Annotated in this window: 18 protein-coding genes; 14 read left to right on the top strand and 4 right to left on the bottom strand. The window is 66.4% G+C overall.

Annotation, left to right across the window (positions count from 1 at the left end; translation table 11 throughout):
- Positions 1–45 precede the first annotated feature (45 nt).
- The 4 genes from NWF24_RS31955 (at position 46) to NWF24_RS31940 (ending at position 2,331) form a co-directional block, all read left to right on the top strand.
- A complete protein-coding gene (locus NWF24_RS31955) occupies positions 46–546 on the top strand; it encodes a DinB family protein (RefSeq protein ID WP_258352030.1) in 501 nt (166 codons plus the stop codon).
- 14 nt (positions 547–560) lie between these two features.
- Entirely contained in the window at positions 561–1,169 is a 609-nt protein-coding gene (locus NWF24_RS31950; protein WP_258352029.1) for a cob(I)yrinic acid a,c-diamide adenosyltransferase, read from the top strand.
- Complete coding sequence (locus tag NWF24_RS31945; protein ID WP_258352028.1) at positions 1,166–1,528, top strand: hypothetical protein; 363 nt, start codon at positions 1,166–1,168, stop codon at positions 1,526–1,528. The genes NWF24_RS31950 and NWF24_RS31945 overlap by 4 nt, the downstream gene beginning before the upstream one ends.
- Before the next feature lie 287 nt (positions 1,529–1,815).
- A complete protein-coding gene (locus tag NWF24_RS31940; RefSeq protein ID WP_258352027.1) occupies positions 1,816–2,331 on the top strand; it encodes a class IV adenylate cyclase in 516 nt (171 codons plus the stop codon).
- Here NWF24_RS31940 and NWF24_RS31935 read toward each other — a convergent pair whose 3' ends face one another.
- Positions 2,332–2,970 carry a GDSL-type esterase/lipase family protein gene (locus NWF24_RS31935; protein WP_258352026.1) on the bottom strand — a complete coding sequence of 213 codons (639 nt, stop codon included), beginning with the start codon at positions 2,968–2,970 and terminating at the stop codon, positions 2,332–2,334. It lies immediately after the preceding gene.
- 156 nt (positions 2,971–3,126) lie between these two features.
- Between NWF24_RS31935 and NWF24_RS31930 the strand changes: the two genes are divergently transcribed.
- The 8 genes from NWF24_RS31930 (at position 3,127) to NWF24_RS31895 (ending at position 10,755) form a co-directional block, all read left to right on the top strand.
- Positions 3,127–4,308 carry an ABC transporter substrate-binding protein gene (locus NWF24_RS31930; RefSeq protein WP_258352025.1) on the top strand — a complete coding sequence of 394 codons (1,182 nt, stop codon included), beginning with the start codon at positions 3,127–3,129 and terminating at the stop codon, positions 4,306–4,308.
- 145 nt (positions 4,309–4,453) lie between these two features.
- Positions 4,454–6,283 (top strand): ABC transporter permease, encoded by a 1,830-nt coding sequence (locus tag NWF24_RS31925; protein WP_258352024.1) that lies wholly within the window; start codon positions 4,454–4,456, stop codon positions 6,281–6,283.
- A gap of 14 nt (positions 6,284–6,297) precedes the next feature.
- The gene (locus NWF24_RS31920; RefSeq protein WP_258352023.1) at positions 6,298–6,867 is read left to right on the top strand and encodes an OsmC family protein; all 570 of its coding nucleotides are present in this window, start codon (positions 6,298–6,300) and stop codon (positions 6,865–6,867) included.
- Complete coding sequence (locus tag NWF24_RS31915) at positions 6,851–7,687, top strand: ABC transporter ATP-binding protein (protein ID WP_258352022.1); 837 nt, start codon at positions 6,851–6,853, stop codon at positions 7,685–7,687. The genes NWF24_RS31920 and NWF24_RS31915 overlap by 17 nt, the downstream gene beginning before the upstream one ends.
- Positions 7,684–8,532, top strand: a complete 849-nt coding sequence (locus tag NWF24_RS31910) for an ABC transporter ATP-binding protein (RefSeq protein WP_258352021.1) — start codon at positions 7,684–7,686, stop codon at positions 8,530–8,532. Before NWF24_RS31915 ends, NWF24_RS31910 begins: the two co-directional genes overlap by 4 nt.
- 25 nt (positions 8,533–8,557) lie before the next feature.
- Positions 8,558–9,460, top strand: coding sequence for a VOC family protein (locus tag NWF24_RS31905; protein ID WP_258352020.1), 903 nt, complete (start codon positions 8,558–8,560; stop codon positions 9,458–9,460).
- 151 nt (positions 9,461–9,611) lie between these two features.
- A complete protein-coding gene (locus tag NWF24_RS31900) occupies positions 9,612–10,211 on the top strand; it encodes a dihydrofolate reductase family protein (RefSeq protein WP_258352019.1) in 600 nt (199 codons plus the stop codon).
- A gap of 124 nt (positions 10,212–10,335) precedes the next feature.
- Positions 10,336–10,755 (top strand): RcnB family protein, encoded by a 420-nt coding sequence (locus NWF24_RS31895; protein ID WP_258352018.1) that lies wholly within the window; start codon positions 10,336–10,338, stop codon positions 10,753–10,755.
- A gap of 85 nt (positions 10,756–10,840) precedes the next feature.
- Here the strand turns inward: NWF24_RS31895 and NWF24_RS34310 are convergent, their stop codons facing one another.
- Positions 10,841–11,011 (bottom strand): hypothetical protein, encoded by a 171-nt coding sequence (locus NWF24_RS34310; RefSeq protein WP_371127388.1) that lies wholly within the window; start codon positions 11,009–11,011, stop codon positions 10,841–10,843.
- A gap of 220 nt (positions 11,012–11,231) precedes the next feature.
- Positions 11,232–12,176: a CysB family HTH-type transcriptional regulator gene (locus NWF24_RS31885; protein WP_093076511.1), complete on the bottom strand. Its 945-nt coding sequence runs from the start codon at positions 12,174–12,176 to the stop codon at positions 11,232–11,234.
- 169 nt (positions 12,177–12,345) lie between these two features.
- Between NWF24_RS31885 and NWF24_RS31880 the strand changes: the two genes are divergently transcribed.
- Both NWF24_RS31880 and NWF24_RS31875 read left to right on the top strand, forming a co-directional pair.
- Positions 12,346–12,948 (top strand): TetR/AcrR family transcriptional regulator, encoded by a 603-nt coding sequence (locus NWF24_RS31880; protein ID WP_093076513.1) that lies wholly within the window; start codon positions 12,346–12,348, stop codon positions 12,946–12,948.
- A 218-nt stretch (positions 12,949–13,166) separates the two neighbouring features.
- A complete protein-coding gene (locus NWF24_RS31875; protein ID WP_258352017.1) occupies positions 13,167–14,084 on the top strand; it encodes an alpha/beta fold hydrolase in 918 nt (305 codons plus the stop codon).
- A gap of 7 nt (positions 14,085–14,091) precedes the next feature.
- Here NWF24_RS31875 and NWF24_RS31870 read toward each other — a convergent pair whose 3' ends face one another.
- On the bottom strand, positions 14,092–15,027 hold the full coding sequence (locus tag NWF24_RS31870) for a fatty acid desaturase (RefSeq protein ID WP_258352016.1): 936 nt from the start codon (positions 15,025–15,027) through the stop codon (positions 14,092–14,094).
- Positions 15,028–15,171: the final 144 nt, after the last annotated feature.

The raw sequence follows: 15,171 nt of genomic DNA, 5'->3' as shown, positions 1-15,171 counted from the left end.
CGTCCATTTTACGGAGCGAGCACCATAATGCGCTTCGGAAAAAACATGAACCCCACGACCCTCAGCGCTCTCGCGGCCTTCCCGTCGCAACTGGAGGCCCACTACGCGGCCATTCCCACGGCTTTCAGGCATTGGGCGCCGCCCTCGTGGGAGGGCGTGCCCAGCGAGGCCTTCACCGCCATCGAGCAGCTTTGCCATGTGCGCGATATCGAGATCGAGGGCTACCACGTGCGCTTTCGCCGCACGCTGCAGGAGACGCACCCGACGCTCGCCTCCATCGACAGCGAACCGCTGGCCATCGAGCGCGCATACGGCACCGCCGATGCGGCGAAAGTGCTGGCCGAATTCCGCATGGCGCGCGTGCAGACGATGGAAATCATCTCCAGCCTGAGCGACGCGCAGCTCGCGCGCACCGCAGTGTTCGAAGGCTACGGCCCGCTCACGATGCGCAGTCTCATCCACTACCTCTGCAGCCACGACCAGCAGCATCTTGCAGGCCTGCAATGGCTCGCGGGCAAGATCGACGCATCGACCGTCGATCAGTAAAAACAGGAGCCTCCATGGGCAACCGACTTTCCCAGATCGCCACCCGCACCGGCGACGACGGCACTACCGGCCTCGGCGACAACACGCGCGTGCCCAAAGACCACCTGCGCGTGCACGCGATGGGCGATGTGGACGAACTCAACTCGCAGATCGGCGTGCTGCTGTGCGAGCCCATGCCAGAGCCCGTTCGCGAGCTGCTGGTCGATGTGCAGCACCAGCTCTTCAACCTTGGCGGCGAGTTGTCGATGCCCGGTTTCACGTTGCTGAAGGCCGATGCGCTGCTGCAGCTCGACAACGCGCTGGCTGAGCACAACGCTGCTCTGCCGCGCCTGGCCGAATTCATCTTGCCGGCTGGCACGCGCGCGGCCTCGCTCGCGCATGTGTGCCGTACGGTGGCGAGGCGCGCGGAACGTGCGGTGGTTGCGCTCGGCGCCACCGCCGAACTCAACGACGCTTTGCGCCAGTACCTCAACCGGCTCAGCGACCTGCTCTTCGTGCTTGCACGCGTGCTCAACCGAATGAACGGCGGCGACGACGTCTACTGGAAGAGCGAGCGCATGGCACGCGCAGCCGCTGCGGAAGAAGCCGAAGCAGACGACACCAACACCAAGGAGGCCCCATGAAATTCCCGATCAATACCTTTCGCATGTCGCTCGCAGTGACGATGGCTGCGGCGCTGTGGCTGCCAGCCGGTGCACAAGCCCAGAGCGCCGACAACCCGCCCCAGGCACAACGCGCCCACACCATCAAGTCGCCCTCCCGCAGCGGCAAGGTCGTGGGCAGCGTGCAACGCGGCACCAACGCTGCGGGCCGCGGAGTCAACCGTGCAGACACCGCCACGCGACGCGGCGTGAACAACGTGTCGGAGAAAGCCAGCCGACCGGTGCGCAACGTGGGCGAGGCCTTTGGCCGCAAGTTGTCTCCCGGCTCCAGCGGTCGCGCTGCGCCGCCGCCTGTCGGTCCGCAAGGCAACGCGCCCTGATCCTCACGGGTCAGTTCGGGGCGCGATCACGCCGACGGGGTGCTCTGTTTCGCGAATGTCCCCCGGCCTGCGGCCTCCTCCTTTATTTCGCGAAACAGAGCACCCCATCGACGTGACCGTTCAGAGCAGTCGTTGATCGGCCAGCACAACGGCAGCGCCCATGTGCGAATGGCATCGGGTGCTCCCCGCAGCGAAATAAAGGAGGAGGCCGCAGGCCGGGGGACATTCGCGGAGGGGAGTACCCGGTGTCATTCGCACGCACCCCGAACAAAACCTCCAAGGCACAAATGGCAAGAAACATCGATATCAAGGCCCGCATCGACAGCGTAGACCGAGTCGCAAGCATCGCCGCAACGCTGGCCGACCAGGGCCCCATCGAGATCGCTCAGGACGACACCTTCTTCCGCTGCACCGACAGCGCCGACCGCCTCAAGCTGCGCACCTTCGCGCCCGACCGCGCGGAGCTGATCTTCTACCGCCGCGCGAACAGCAGCGGGCCGAAGGAATCGTTCTACCTGATCACGCCCTGCAGCACGCCCGATGTGCTGCGCGAATCGCTCACGCTCGCATGGGGACAGGCCGGCCGGGTTCGCAAGCAGCGCCGGTTATTCATCGTGGGCCGCACGCGCGTGCATCTCGACCGTGTCGAAGGCATCGGAGAATTCCTCGAACTCGAAGTGGTGCTGCAAGAAGGTGAGCCAGCCGAAGCCGGCGTGGCCGAGGCGCATGCGCTCATGGCGCAACTGGGCGTGGGCGCCGACCAGATGGTGCAGGGCGCCTACGTCGATCTGATCAACGGTTGATCAGCGCCAACCAGCAGCCTTGAGCTGGTCCGCCAGCAACTGCGCGACCTTTTCATAGCCTCGTGCATTGGCATGGATGCGGTCTGAGCGCAGTGACGAATCCGACAGAACGCTCGAATACACATTGGCAACCAGCAGCGCCTGCTGCGACTTCGCCACCTCTTCATAGAACGGCGCATCGCTGAGCGAACCAACGGCCGCGCGCATCGCATCGGGCGCCGGCGTGGCCAGCACGGCGACGTAGGGCGTGTGCGCACGCGCCTGGGTGATCAGCTCGACGAGGTTGTCGCGCGTGGCTGCGGCCGACACGCCGCGCAGCATGTCGTTGCCGCCGATGCCGATCAGGATCGCGTCGTAGCTCGCGCCATTCAGCAGCCCCGGCAGGCGCTGCAGCGCACCTTCGGATGTGTCGCCGTTGACGCCCGCGTTCTCGACCTGCCAGCCCGTGAGCTCGCCCAGTTTCACGGGCCATGCCGCGTCGGGCGGCGCACCGTAGCCATGGGTCAGGCTGTCGCCGAGGGCCAGCACGTGGGCATTCGATTTCAGCGCGGTGGCCGAGGCCTTGCGCTTGCCGCAGGCCGACAGAAGGGTGATGGCAGGCACGCCGGCCAGCAGGTGGAGGAGGTGTCGTCGCTTCATGTGGCGCGCAGCTTAAACGCAGCCTGAGGGCGCACGGGCGCTTGTCCCTTTGCTCGGAAAGCGCATAAGCCTCCCCGTTTTTGTTCGTTCCCGGGCGGTGGGCGCAGGCGAAGAATCGTTGCCCTGCACCTTCATTCATCTCCGGGGTTCGACACCATGCCGCTGCTCACTCGCCACCGCTTCCTGCGCCATGTGGCCGCTCTCTCCATGGCCTTGCTGGCCGCGCCCATCGCGGCCTGGGCCGCGCCCGCCACCGGCGAGCCCGTGTGGTTCGGCGTGAGCGGGCCGCTCACCGGGCAGAACGCGCAATACGGCGCGCAGTGGAAGGCGGGCTTCGATCTCGCCCTCGAACACATCAACGCGCAGGGCGGCATCCATGGCCGGCCGCTGGCCTACAACTTCGAGGACAGCCAGAGCGATCCGCGCCAGTCGGTGGCCATCGCGCAGAAGCTGGTGAACGACAAGCGCGTGCTCATCGAGCTCGGCGACTTCTCGAGCCCGGCCTCGATGGCCGCATCGCCCATCTACCAGCGCGCGGGCCTGGTGCAGCTGGGCTTCACCAACTCGCACCCTGACTTCACCAAGGGCGGCGACTTCATCTGGAGCCCCTCCATCAGCCAGGCCGATGCGCAGCCGCTGCTGGCCGAGCTCGCGGTGAAGACGCTGGGCTTCAAGCGCATCGCCGTTCTGTATCTCAACACCGACTGGGGCCGCACCAGCAAGGATGTGCTCGTGAAGGCCGCGCAGGAACGCGGCGCGCAGCTCGCGATTGCCGAGGGCTACCAGCCCGACGAGAAAGACTTCCGCTCGACGCTGGTGCGCGTGCGCGACGCCAACCCCGACGGGCTGGTGCTCATCTCGTACTACCCCGACGGCGCGCTCATCGCGGGCCAGGTGCGCAGCGTGGGCCTAAAGCAGCCGATTGCGGCGGTGGGCTCGGTGTATTCGCCGAAGTTCATCGAGCTCGGCGGCGGTGCGGTGAACGGCATCTACACCAACACTGCCTTCTATCCAGAGGAGCCGCGCACCGAGGTGCAGGACTTCGTGAAGAGCTTCCGCGCGAAGTACGGCAAGGAGCCCGACGCCTTCAACGCCTATGCCTACGACGCGGTGGTGTACGCGGCGGCAGCGCTGCGCCAGGCGGGCCCGAAGGCCGATCGGAAGGCCGTGCGCGACGCGTTCTACAAGATCAAGGACGTGCCCAGCGTGATCTTCGGCAAGGCGAGCTTCGATGCGCAGACGCGCCGGATCATTGGCGTGAAGAGCGTCAACCTTGTCGTGAAGGATGGCAAGTGGGCGCAGATCGACGAGAAGGCGGCCATCGCTTCGACGAAATGAGCGGTTTTTCGCGTTGTTCCCTCTCCCGCTTGCGGGAGAGGGCTAGGGTGAGGGCGGGGGCCTTCGATAGACAGCAGCCCTTTGCATCGGCCGCCGCACCCTCACCCCAACCCTCTCCCGCAAGCGGGAGAGGGAGCAAGACACCATGAGCTTCACCTCATTCTTCGACTACACCGTCAATGGCCTGATCATCGGCAACATCTATGCGTTGCTGGCGGTCGGCCTCGCATTGATCTTCGGCGTCTCGCACCTCATCAACTTCGCGCACGGCTCGGTGTACACCGTGGGCGCGTACATCGGCTGGGCGTCGATCACCTTCCTGCACACGCCGCTGCCCGTGACCATCCTGCTGGTCGTGCTCGGCTCGGGCGCGCTCGGCATGCTGATCGAACGCGTGGGCCTGCGCCCGCTGCAGGGTGCGGCACGCATCGCGCCGCTGCTGGCCACCATCGGCATCAGCTTCGTGCTCGACATCCTCGTGCAGCTGGTGTTCAGCCCCGACCCGCGCTCGCTGCCCACGCAACTGCCCGACTGGCGCCTGCAGATCGGCACCGGCACCATCGGTGCGCTCGACATCCTGATCGCGGGCATCGGCATCGCGAGCGCGGCCGTGCTGTTCGGCTTCCTGCGTTTCACGAAACTCGGCTGGGCCGTGCGCGCCACCGCGCAAGACCGCGACGCGGCGCAACAGATGGGCGTGGACGTCGACCGCGTGAACCAGACCGTGTTCGCCATCGCCGCAGCACTGGGCGGCCTTTCGGGCCTGCTGGTGGGCATGTACTACAACAACATCAGCCCGGCGATGAGCTTCCAGGCCACGCTCAAGGGCGTGGTGGCCACTGTCGTCGGCGGCGTGGGCAACGTGCCCGGCGCCATCGTCGGCAGCCTGCTGCTGGGGCTGATCGAGAGCTATGGCGTGGCGATCCTCGGCACGCCGTACCGCAACCTCTTCGCCTTCGCGTTGCTGCTGGTCATCCTGGTGTGGAAGCCCAACGGGCTGTTCGGACGCAAGCGTGCGTTGCCGCCGGAGCCGCTGACGGGTACCTTCATTGCGCCGAGCAAGCCGTGGCATGTGCCGCGGCGTCTGCTCCTTGCGTTGCTTGCAGCGGCGGTGGCTTTGCCGCTCTTCGATCCATCGCCGTACCTGCTGCAGACGCTCACCAACGCGTGGCTCTATGGGGCGCTCGCACTCAGCCTCACGTTGGTGGCCGGCACCATCGGGCAGATCTCGCTGGGCCATGCGGGGCTGTTGGCCATCGGCGCGTATGCATCGTCGCTGCTGGTGCTCGACCTGCACCTGCCGGTGGGCACGGGCATCGTGCTCGCGGGCATCCTCACTTCGCTGATCGGCACTGCGCTGATCTTCCCGGCCTTCAGGCTGCGCGGCCACTATGTGTCGATTGCCACGCTCGGCATCGGCGAGATCGTGGCGCTCACCATCCTCAACTGGGAAAGCCTCACGCACGGGCCCATCGGTGTGTCGGGCATTCCGCCGCTCTCGCTGTTCGGGCGCGATGCATCGTCGAACGAGGCGGTTTACTGGGCATCGTTCGGCGCGATGGTGCTGCTGGCTTTGCTGCAATGGCGTCTGCTGCGTTCGCACCTGGGCCGCACCTTCCGCGCGGTGCGCGAAGACGAAGTGGCCGCGCGCGCCTACGGCGTGAGCCCCGACCGCTACAAGGCGCTGGCCTTCGGCTTCGGCGGCTTTGCAGCGGGCGTGAGCGGCGCCTTCACCGCGCACATGTACTCGTACATCAACCACGAGACCTTCGGCTCTCAGATCTCGATCCTCGCGCTGACGATGGTGATCCTCGGCGGGCTCGGGAACATCAGCGGCGCGCTGCTGGGCGCGGTCGCGCTTGTGAGCCTGCCAGAGCTGTTTCGCGTGACGGCCGAGTACCGGATGCTGATCTACGGCGTCGCGCTGCTTCTCTTGATTCGCTTCCGCCCGCAAGGCTTGCTGGGCACCGTCTGAAAGAACACCACACCATGAGCCACCTCAACGACTACCTCGCCGAGAAACGCGCCGCCGTGCTGGCACGCAATGCCGCCGTTGAGGCCGGCACCGCGCAGCCCGTGCAACTGAAGGCCAGCGTGAAGGCAGAGGGCCGCAGCGGCGTGCGCCGCCTGCGCATTCGCGAGCACCAGATCATCAGCGACAGTCCGCCGGACTTCGCGGGCTACAACCTCGGCCCCAGTTCGCCCGAGCTGCAGCTGGGCGTGCTCGGCACCTGCGTCACGCACATCTTCCTGATCCAGGCGGCCGAACGGCAGGTGCCGCTCGAAAGCCTCGAAGTGGAAGTGACCGGCGTCATCGATCCGCGCGGCGGCAAGCCGGGCCACGAGAAGACACCGATCTGGCCGCATGAGATCGGCTACACGGTGCACATCGATTCGCCCGCGAGCCGCGAAGACATCGACGCGCTGTTCGAAGCGGTGGAGCGCAACTGCCCGATCCTCAACCTCCTGCGCAATCCGCAGACCATCCGCGCCGAGGTGAAGCTGGTCAACTCGAAGGCGCAAGCGGCGAAGAAAGCAGCCGATGCCATCGCTGCTTGAGATACGCGGCCTTGCGCGCCGCTTCGGCGGACTCACGGCCGTCGATGCCGTCGACCTGCATGTGGGCGAGGGCGAACTGCTGAGCGTGATCGGGCCGAACGGAGCGGGCAAGACCACGCTGTTCAATTTGGTCACCGGCCTCGACAGGCCCGACGAAGGGCAGGTGCTGTTCGAAGGGCAGGACATCACCGGACTGCCGGCGCAGCAACTCGCGCAGCGCGGGCTGGCGCGCACCTTCCAGCATGGGCGCGTGTTCGCGAACCTCTCGGTGCTCGACAACGTGCTGGTCGGCGCACACACGCGGCTGCGTGCCGTGAAACCGCGCGTCGGTGGCGTGCCGGGTCTGGGCGCATTGGCCGAGCTTGCGCTCGCACTGGTGCAGCCCGGTGCCGTGCGCCGCGAAGAGCAGGTGCTGCGCGAAGAGGCGCGAGAAATCATCGCGCTCTTCGGCGAGCGTCTCGCGCCGCGTGTCGACCATCCCGCATACAGCCTCTCTTATGCCAATCGGCGTCGCGTGGAGATCGCACGGGCTCTTGCGCTCAAGCCGCGACTGCTGCTGCTCGACGAGCCCACTGCCGGTATGAACGAGAGCGAGACGGCGGAGATGCTGGAGATCATTCGCGGCCTGAAGGCGCGTGGCCAGACCATCCTGTTGATCGAGCACAAGCTCGACCTGGTGATGCAGCTGTCCGACCGCGTGGCCGTGCTCGACGACGGCCGCAAGATCGCCGAAGGCCTGCCCGATGAGGTGCGCAACGACCCGGCGGTGATCGAGGCGTACCTGGGCCACCGCCATGTCGGCGAGGCGGTGCCCGCATGATCGCTACCGTCGCGCGCACCGGTCTTTCTCCTTCGCCCCTCTGGGGAGAGGGCGGGGATGAAGGGCTGCCCGAACGCGCTGCTGCAGCGCCTGCTTCCAGCGGATCGCTGCAACCGCTGCTTCAGCTCAGGAAGATCAACAGCTTCTACGGCCCCGTCCAGGCGCACTTCGACCTCGACATCGAAGTGCGCAAGGGCCAGATCGTCAGCCTGCTCGGCGGCAACGCGAGCGGCAAGTCGACCACGATGAAGATCGTGCTCGGCCTGCTCAAGCCGCGCTCGGGCGAAGTCAATTTCAACGGAGAGTCGACGCTCGGCCTGAGCACGCCGCAGATCATCCGCCGCGGCATAGGCTCGGTGCCCGAAGCGCGCCGCCTGTTTCCCGCAATGACCGTGCGCGAGAACCTGCTGATGGGCGCCTACGCACGCAGCGACCGCAAGGCCGTGGCCGAAGACCTGGAGCGCATGCTGGAGTTGTTCCCGCGCGTGGCCGAGCGCATCGAGTTCCAGGCCGGCACGCTCTCGGGCGGCGAGCAGCAGATGGTGGCAATGGCGCGCGCGCTCATGGGCCGCCCGCAGCTCATCTGCATGGACGAGCCGACCATGGGCCTGTCGCCGCTGTACGTCGACAAGGTGCTGGAACTCATCGCGCGCATCAACAGCCAGGGCGTGTCGGTGTTCATGGTCGAGCAGAACGCGAGCCTCGCGCTGCAGATCGCGCACCACGGCTATGTGCTGCAGACGGGGCGCATCGTGCTCTCGGGCCCGGCGCGCGAGCTGCTGGCCGATGCGCGCATCCGCGATGCCTACCTTGGCGGTGACGGCGCGGCGCGCACTGCTTCCTGACTCGGTTATCCACGGGAGAACACTCATGCCATTGAAACTCGACCACATCGTCATCGCAGTGCACGACCTCGAACGCACCATCGCCGACTACGGGGCGCTGGGCTTCCATGTGCTGCGTGGCGGCGACCATCCGGGCCGCGCCACGCACAACGCGCTGGTGGTGTTTGGCGACGGCAGCTACTTCGAGCTGATCGCATGGCGCGAACCGTCGCCCACCGAGCGCTGGTGGCAGCTGCTGCAACGCCACGGCGAAGGCATTGTCGACTTCGCGCTGCTGCCGCGCGACACCGCTGCCACCGTGGCCGATGCGAAGGCGCGGGGGCTCGCACTCGATGGCCCGCTCGACGGCGGCCGCGTGCGCCCCGATGGCGAGCGCCTGCGCTGGCAGACGGCGCGCGCGTCTTCGGCCGACTTGCCCTTCCTGTGCGGCGACCTCACGCCGCGCGCATTGCGCGTGCCCGAAGGCGATGTGCGCGTGCATGCCAACGGCGCGCTCGGCGTGGCGAGCCTGGCCATTGCGGTGCGCGATCTCGACGCCACGCTGGCACGCTACCGCGCCTTGCTCGGCACCGTGCCCGACGATGCCGACACGCACATCGGCGAGCCGGTGGCGGTGCCCGGCAGCAACGTGCGCGTGGCGATCATCGCGTTGGGGCGCAGCGTGCTCGTGCTTTCATCGCCGCGCGAGAACAACAATGTGCCGGATGGGGAGGAGGGCAGCGGCATCCTCGCGCAACGCATCGCGGCGCGCGGCGAGGGCCCGTATGCGCTCGTGTTGCATACCGACAGGCCGCAATCGACCGGCACCTTCGACCTTGCTCGCGCGCATGGCGCACTGATCGAACTCGACCTGCCGCCGCTGGATCGTCACGTGAAGCACGACAGCAGCTCGCGCAGCTACCAGGTCAACAGCCTGGTCGGCGGATGAGCTGGCCGTTGCCGCACCCTTGAGCGTCTTGTATCGACGTTAGTGCCCGCCCAGATGTGCCTTGCGCAGCCCGGCCTGCATCTTCTTCTGCATACTGGCACTGCTTGCATTCAACAAGCGGTTGTTTCAGTCCTCATGAAGGAGAACCGGTATGAGAAAGCTCATCCTCCAGATGCAGATGTCGGTCGACGGCTATGTCTCACCGGCCAATGGCAACCTCGACTGGCAACTGTGGGGTTGGGGCGAGCGCTGGGCCTGGGACGACAGACTGAAGCAAGACTTCAACGCCGTCTTCGAAGGCATCGACACCATCCTGCTGAGCCGGCTGATCGCGGAAGAGGGCTACCTCGATCACTGGGGTCGCGCGGCGAAGAACTTTCCTGCGAACCCGCACTACGCCTTCGCACAGAAGATCGTCGATGCACGCAAGGTGGTGCTCACCGACAAGCTCGCGGCCTCGCGCTGGGAGCGCACCGTCATCGCGCGCGGCGACATGGCCGAGGAGGTGAATGCGCTGAAGCGTGAACCGGGCAAGGACATCATCACCATCGGCGGTGTCGGCTTCGCATCCGCGCTGGTTGCGGCGAGGCTGGTCGACGAGTTCCAGTTCTTCGTGAACCCCACTGCCGTGGGTGCGGGGCGTTCGGTGTTTCACGACCAGCGCAAGGGCCACAAGCTGCGGCTGCTGTGTTCGACGGCATACGAATGCGGCATGGTGGTCAATCGCTACACGCCCGGTCGCGCGGTTTGAAGGACAAGGCGCCGCACGGATACCAGCACTTACCTGATTTCACCTGACCGCGACCTGAAGTGCCCGAAGCGGACACAAGTGCGGCCCACAATGGACTCGTCATCAACGCATGAAGGAGTTCCAGATGATCAGCAATTCAAAGAGCATGGCAGTCGCCGCAGCAGCGCTCGCGATGTGCATGGCCGCAGGGGGCGCCTTTGCGCAAGACCGTCATGGCGATGGCCGTCCAGGCGACGGACGCTATGAACAGCGCGACCGCAATTTCGACCGCCGCGGTCCGCAAGCCGGCAACTACCGCGGCAACCAGGACTTCCGCGACGGCCGCCAGTTCGATCGCCGAGGCTTCCCGCAGCCGCATGCCGAATGGCGCCGTGGCGGACGTGTGCCGGCCGAGTACCGTGGCCGCAACTATGTGGTGCAGGACTGGCGTGCCTACCGCCTGCAGCAGCCGCCCCGTGGCTATCAATGGGTTGGCGTGGGCGGAGACTTCGTGCTCGCGGCAATCGCCACCGGTGTGATCGCAAACATCATCGCTGGCCAGTAAACAGACGGCCAGCCGGGCAGACAACGCAAAACCGCCACAGGCAACTGTGGCGGTTTTTCTTTTGATGGAACGCCGGAGCCGGTCTTCAGACCAGCGCGGTGGGCGCCGATTGGGCGCACACATTGCGCCCGGTGATGGTCAACCGCAGGCCGCCACCATGCCACTCGAGCCAGTTGAGGCTCACATATGCGTCGATGTCGGCGTCGTCGATGCGGTCGGCCTGGCGGCTTTGCAGCAGCTCTACCGTTGCGGGCAAGGCTCGTCTCAATCTCTCACGCCGCTCGGCTGCATTGGCCGCCTTGAGGGCGGCCCTTGTTTGCTGTTGCTGCTGCTGCGGGGTCGATGCCATTGCTGATCCGTTTCCAGGAAGCCAGGGAATTAACCCGAATGTACGCCCCTTGTGTGAAGCTGCATTCTTCTTTTTTAACCATTCTGTCGTCCGCAGTACACACCACGCCGCAGCCTCTGGACAGGCTCTAGATTTCGTAGTGAGAGGCCCTGGCCTCGTCGCCCAGAGCCTTCTCGACGACTGCGCGCGTCAGCGTCGGCGCGAACGACTCGATGAAGGCATAGACGTACTTGCGCAGGTAAGTGCCGCGCCGCACCGCGAGCTTGGTGAGATTGATGCCGAACAGCCGCCCCGCATCGAGCGCGCGCAGCTGCGTGTCGCGCTCGGCTTCGTAGGCCACGCCGGCGACGATGCCAATGCCCAGGCCCAACTGCACGTAGGTCTTGATCACGTCGGCGTCCATCGCGGCCAGCACGATGTTGGGCTGCAGCCCGCGCTGCTCGAAGGCCTCGTCGATGCGCGAACGGCCCGTGAAGCCCGTGTCGTAGGTGATCAGCGGATAGCGCGTGAGCGCTTCTAGCGTCAGCGGCGCGTCGAGCAATGGATGCTCCGGCGGCACGATCACCGAATGCGTCCAGCGATAGCAGGGCAGGGCGACCAGCTGCGGATAGTCGCCCAGAGCCTCTGTGGCGATGCCCACGTCGGCTTCGCCGTCGAGCAGCATCTGCGCGATCTGCTTGGGCGAGCCCTGGTGCAGGTGCAGCTTCACGTTCGGAAACTGCGCGCGGAATTCCTGCACCGCCACCGGCATCGCATAGCGCGCCTGCGAGTGCGTGGCCGCCACCGAGAGCAGGCCGCTTTGCTGCGCGACGAACTCCTGGCCCGCATGGCGCAGGTTGCTGCTCTCCATCAGCATGCGCTCGATGATCGGCAGCACGTGCCCGCCGGGCTCGGTGAGCCCCGTGAGCCGCTTGCCGGCGCGCACGAAGAGCTCGATGCCGAGCTCCTCTTCGAGCTCGCGGATCTGCCGGCTCACGCCGGGCTGGGAGGTGTGAAGGGTGTGGGCGACTTCGGTCAGGTTGAAGCCGCAACGAACGGCCTCGCGTACCGAGCGCAGTTGTTGAAAGTTCATCTGGCGCGGAAGAGTCATCAGGGCCCCGGTTGGGACCGACCGGCGATTCTCGGCAGAAGTGCTTATTCGGGGAACGATGCGTTTGTTGGTTCCACATGAGTAAAACATCTTTAAGGCGCTTCAGGAGTGGTTGCTTGAAATTTCGCACGACTGTGCTAAAGTTTGCCGCATGGACGCCAAGACCCAGAAAAGCGAACTCACCCGCGCTGCCATCGTCGGCGCTGCGATGAACCTTGCGCTGGCCGAAGGCCTGGAAGCGATCACGCTGCAGGCCGTGGCCAGCCGGCTGGGCTTGTCCAAGAGCGGCGTGTTCTCGCGCGTGGGTTCGCGCGAGGCGCTGCAGAAGGCCGTCATCGAAGAGTACGGCCGCGGCTTCCTGGCCGAGGTGTTTGTGCCCGCCATGCAAAAACCCAAGGGCCTGCCCCGGCTCAACGAGATCGTCGCGCGCTGGATCGCCCGCACGCGAGACGTCGAAATGCACACCGGCTGCCTCTACACAGCCGGCGCCTTCGAGTTCGACGACCGCGAAGGCGAGCTGCGCGACATGTTGCTGGGCGAGATCACCCGCTGGCGCGCTGCGCTGCGCCGCACCGTGCTGCAAGCCATCGAGACCGGCGAGCTGAAGGCCGACACCGACCCCGCACAGCTCGTGAGCGAGATCAACGGCCTGACCATGACCCAACTGCACGACGCGCGTTTCCTGCGCGATCCGCAGGCCGCCGACCGCGCCATGCAGACCTGGCAGCGGCTTCTTTCCAGCTACCTCGCCTGATCCGTTCACGAAGCAGGCGGATCTCTCACGTTTCCATTTGCCAGAATTTCGCACAGTCGTGCGATAAACAGGAGAAGCACCATGCTGATCATTGCCCTCTTTCTTGCCGCCTACGCGCTCGTCGTTGGTGCCAAGGGCCTTCGCGACACCTTGCGCAGCCTGCCCCGAAGCAACCAGGACTGGGTCTGGTACTGAACGCCCGAAAGGAACGCCACGCCATGACGAGCACTTCCACCCCGACTGCCGGCCATGCCGCGCAGTCGAACTACTACAAGCCCAGCCGCACGATGCGCGCGCTGCGCTTCGGCCTGACCACGTCGCAGCGCCTCTGGCCCGCGCTGGGCGTGCGCGCCGCCTACCGCCTGTTCGGCACGCCGCTGCCGCCCAAGTGGCTCTACCGCGGCCAGGGCCCCGGCGCGGAGTGGCGGCGCGAGGGCTGGGCCTTCGAAGACGCGAGTGTCGGCATCTACCACCTGGCCGCGCAGGACTCGGGTGCGGAGTCGGCGCCGGTGGTGCTGCTGGTGCATGGCTGGGGCGGGCACGCGGGGCAGATGCTGCCGCTCGCGCAGGCCGTGGCGGCTGCAGGCCTGCGGCCCGTGCTGCTCGAACTGCCGGCGCACGGCCGCAGCGCGGGCACGATGAGCAACTCGCCGCAGTTCGCGCGCGCCATTGCCTACGTCACGGCCCGGCTCGCGGCTGATGGCCACGCGTTGCGTGCCGCCGTCGCGCATTCGCTGGGTGCCAACGGCCTGGCACTTGCCGCCGCGCGCGGCCTCTCGGCAGAACGCCTCGTGCTGCTCGCGCCGCCTGCCTCGCCGCGCGAATACACGCGCTACTTCGCGCACACCTTCGGCCTCAACGAAGCCACGCGCCTGTCGATGCAGCGGCTGTTCGAGTCGCGCGAAGGCGTGCTGATGCCGCAACTGGAGCCAGCGGCAGTGGGCCCGCGCATCGCGCAGCCCACGCTCATCGTGCATGACCGCGACGATCGCGTGAACCGCTTCGCCGACGCCGAGGCGTACCGCGATGCGATCGCCGGCGCACGGCTCGTGGCCACGCAGGGTTGGGGGCATCGCCGCATCCTCAAGGAGGCCGAGGTGCTGGCCCAGGTCACGCGCTTCGTCGCGGCGGATTGAGCCCGCACTACCAGGTGGGGTGGACAGGGGTGAACACCGGCCTGAACAGGTGCCGCCGCACGATCTCCCCATACCCCCGGTAGTAAAAATTGCCGTTCGCCGCCAGCACCGCCGCGCGATGCTTGCGGAAATACACCGGTATCTCGTACCAGGGCATGGTGGGTGCGCGATGGTGCACGTGGTGCAGGTTGTTGAAGAGGTACAGCAGCCCGAACACGAGATTCGATTCGACGATGGCCACGCGCTCGTGCGGTGTGTCGGCCCAGCGATGCTCGGTGAAGGTGCGCAGAGAGCCCAGCATCATCCCCGGGTACACGAAGCACAGCAGGTACTCGCCGAAGCCCATGCCGCAGACGGCGGTCACGTAGTACAGCACCGGCGCCACGCTCAGCGCATGCCAGAGCCACGTCGGCAGGCGCGAGAAATTGCCCGACAGCACCTGGACGGTTTCGAAGCGCACCAGCTTCCACAGCCGCAGGAACGGCCCCAGCACCACGCGGAACGCGATCGTCTGGTTGGCCATGTAGATCCATCGCCACACCGGGCCGTAGCCCGCCCACGCGGGCGCCGAGTGGTAGGCGCTTTCGTTGTCGCGCTCCGGGTGCGTGAGGTGGAAGTTGACGTGATGCGAGCTGTGGCCGCGGTTGTAGAACGGATACGGCAGCCACAGGTTCAGCGGCGGCCACACCACCGCATGGCGCAGCCACTTCGGCAGATGGCGCATCGCATGGATGCTCTCGTGCTGCAAAGAGAAGTGCAGCTGCGCGAGAAAGCCGCCGGCAAGGAACAGCGCCCAGCCCGGCAGCGCCGCGTGCCACCACAGCAGTGCGGCCCATGCGGCGTAGAGCACGGCGGCCAGCAGCAGCGTGGGCACTTCGTAGTGCCACCACCAGTGCCGGCGTGTGCGTGCCAGGGCGATGGACGGATCAGCAGTCGTTGTCATGGTGCGAAGGACTGCGATGCTAGGCATGAAGAACCTGTCTGCATGCGCGCATTTCGCATATGCATCGGCGTGAAACTTCCTTCCCGCATTGGCGTGATGCGGTCTACGCTTGCTGCCTTTGCCGTTGTTCAGGGGGCGCTCACG

This window comes from Variovorax paradoxus (genome assembly GCF_024734665.1).
GTDB lineage: Bacteria > Pseudomonadota > Gammaproteobacteria > Burkholderiales > Burkholderiaceae_C > Variovorax.
Note: the sequence above shows the minus strand (reverse complement) of the source record. Positions and strands in the feature narration are given on the sequence as shown.

Coding starts and splice junctions, on each gene's coding strand:
- NWF24_RS31930 (WP_258352025.1), top strand. CDS start 3,127: ATGCCGCTGCTCACTCGCCACCGCTTCCTGCGCCATGTGGCCGCTCTC.
- NWF24_RS31875 (WP_258352017.1), top strand. CDS start 13,167: ATGACGAGCACTTCCACCCCGACTGCCGGCCATGCCGCGCAGTCGAAC.
- NWF24_RS31905 (WP_258352020.1), top strand. CDS start 8,558: ATGCCATTGAAACTCGACCACATCGTCATCGCAGTGCACGACCTCGAA.
- NWF24_RS31915 (WP_258352022.1), top strand. CDS start 6,851: ATGCCATCGCTGCTTGAGATACGCGGCCTTGCGCGCCGCTTCGGCGGA.
- NWF24_RS31885 (WP_093076511.1), bottom strand. CDS start 12,176: ATGAACTTTCAACAACTGCGCTCGGTACGCGAGGCCGTTCGTTGCGGC.
- NWF24_RS31870 (WP_258352016.1), bottom strand. CDS start 15,027: ATGACAACGACTGCTGATCCGTCCATCGCCCTGGCACGCACACGCCGG.
- NWF24_RS31955 (WP_258352030.1), top strand. CDS start 46: ATGAACCCCACGACCCTCAGCGCTCTCGCGGCCTTCCCGTCGCAACTG.
- NWF24_RS31880 (WP_093076513.1), top strand. CDS start 12,346: ATGGACGCCAAGACCCAGAAAAGCGAACTCACCCGCGCTGCCATCGTC.
- NWF24_RS31950 (WP_258352029.1), top strand. CDS start 561: ATGGGCAACCGACTTTCCCAGATCGCCACCCGCACCGGCGACGACGGC.
- NWF24_RS31895 (WP_258352018.1), top strand. CDS start 10,336: ATGATCAGCAATTCAAAGAGCATGGCAGTCGCCGCAGCAGCGCTCGCG.
- NWF24_RS31900 (WP_258352019.1), top strand. CDS start 9,612: ATGAGAAAGCTCATCCTCCAGATGCAGATGTCGGTCGACGGCTATGTC.
- NWF24_RS31945 (WP_258352028.1), top strand. CDS start 1,166: ATGAAATTCCCGATCAATACCTTTCGCATGTCGCTCGCAGTGACGATG.
- NWF24_RS31925 (WP_258352024.1), top strand. CDS start 4,454: ATGAGCTTCACCTCATTCTTCGACTACACCGTCAATGGCCTGATCATC.
- NWF24_RS31940 (WP_258352027.1), top strand. CDS start 1,816: ATGGCAAGAAACATCGATATCAAGGCCCGCATCGACAGCGTAGACCGA.
- NWF24_RS31935 (WP_258352026.1), bottom strand. CDS start 2,970: ATGAAGCGACGACACCTCCTCCACCTGCTGGCCGGCGTGCCTGCCATC.
- NWF24_RS31920 (WP_258352023.1), top strand. CDS start 6,298: ATGAGCCACCTCAACGACTACCTCGCCGAGAAACGCGCCGCCGTGCTG.
- NWF24_RS31910 (WP_258352021.1), top strand. CDS start 7,684: ATGATCGCTACCGTCGCGCGCACCGGTCTTTCTCCTTCGCCCCTCTGG.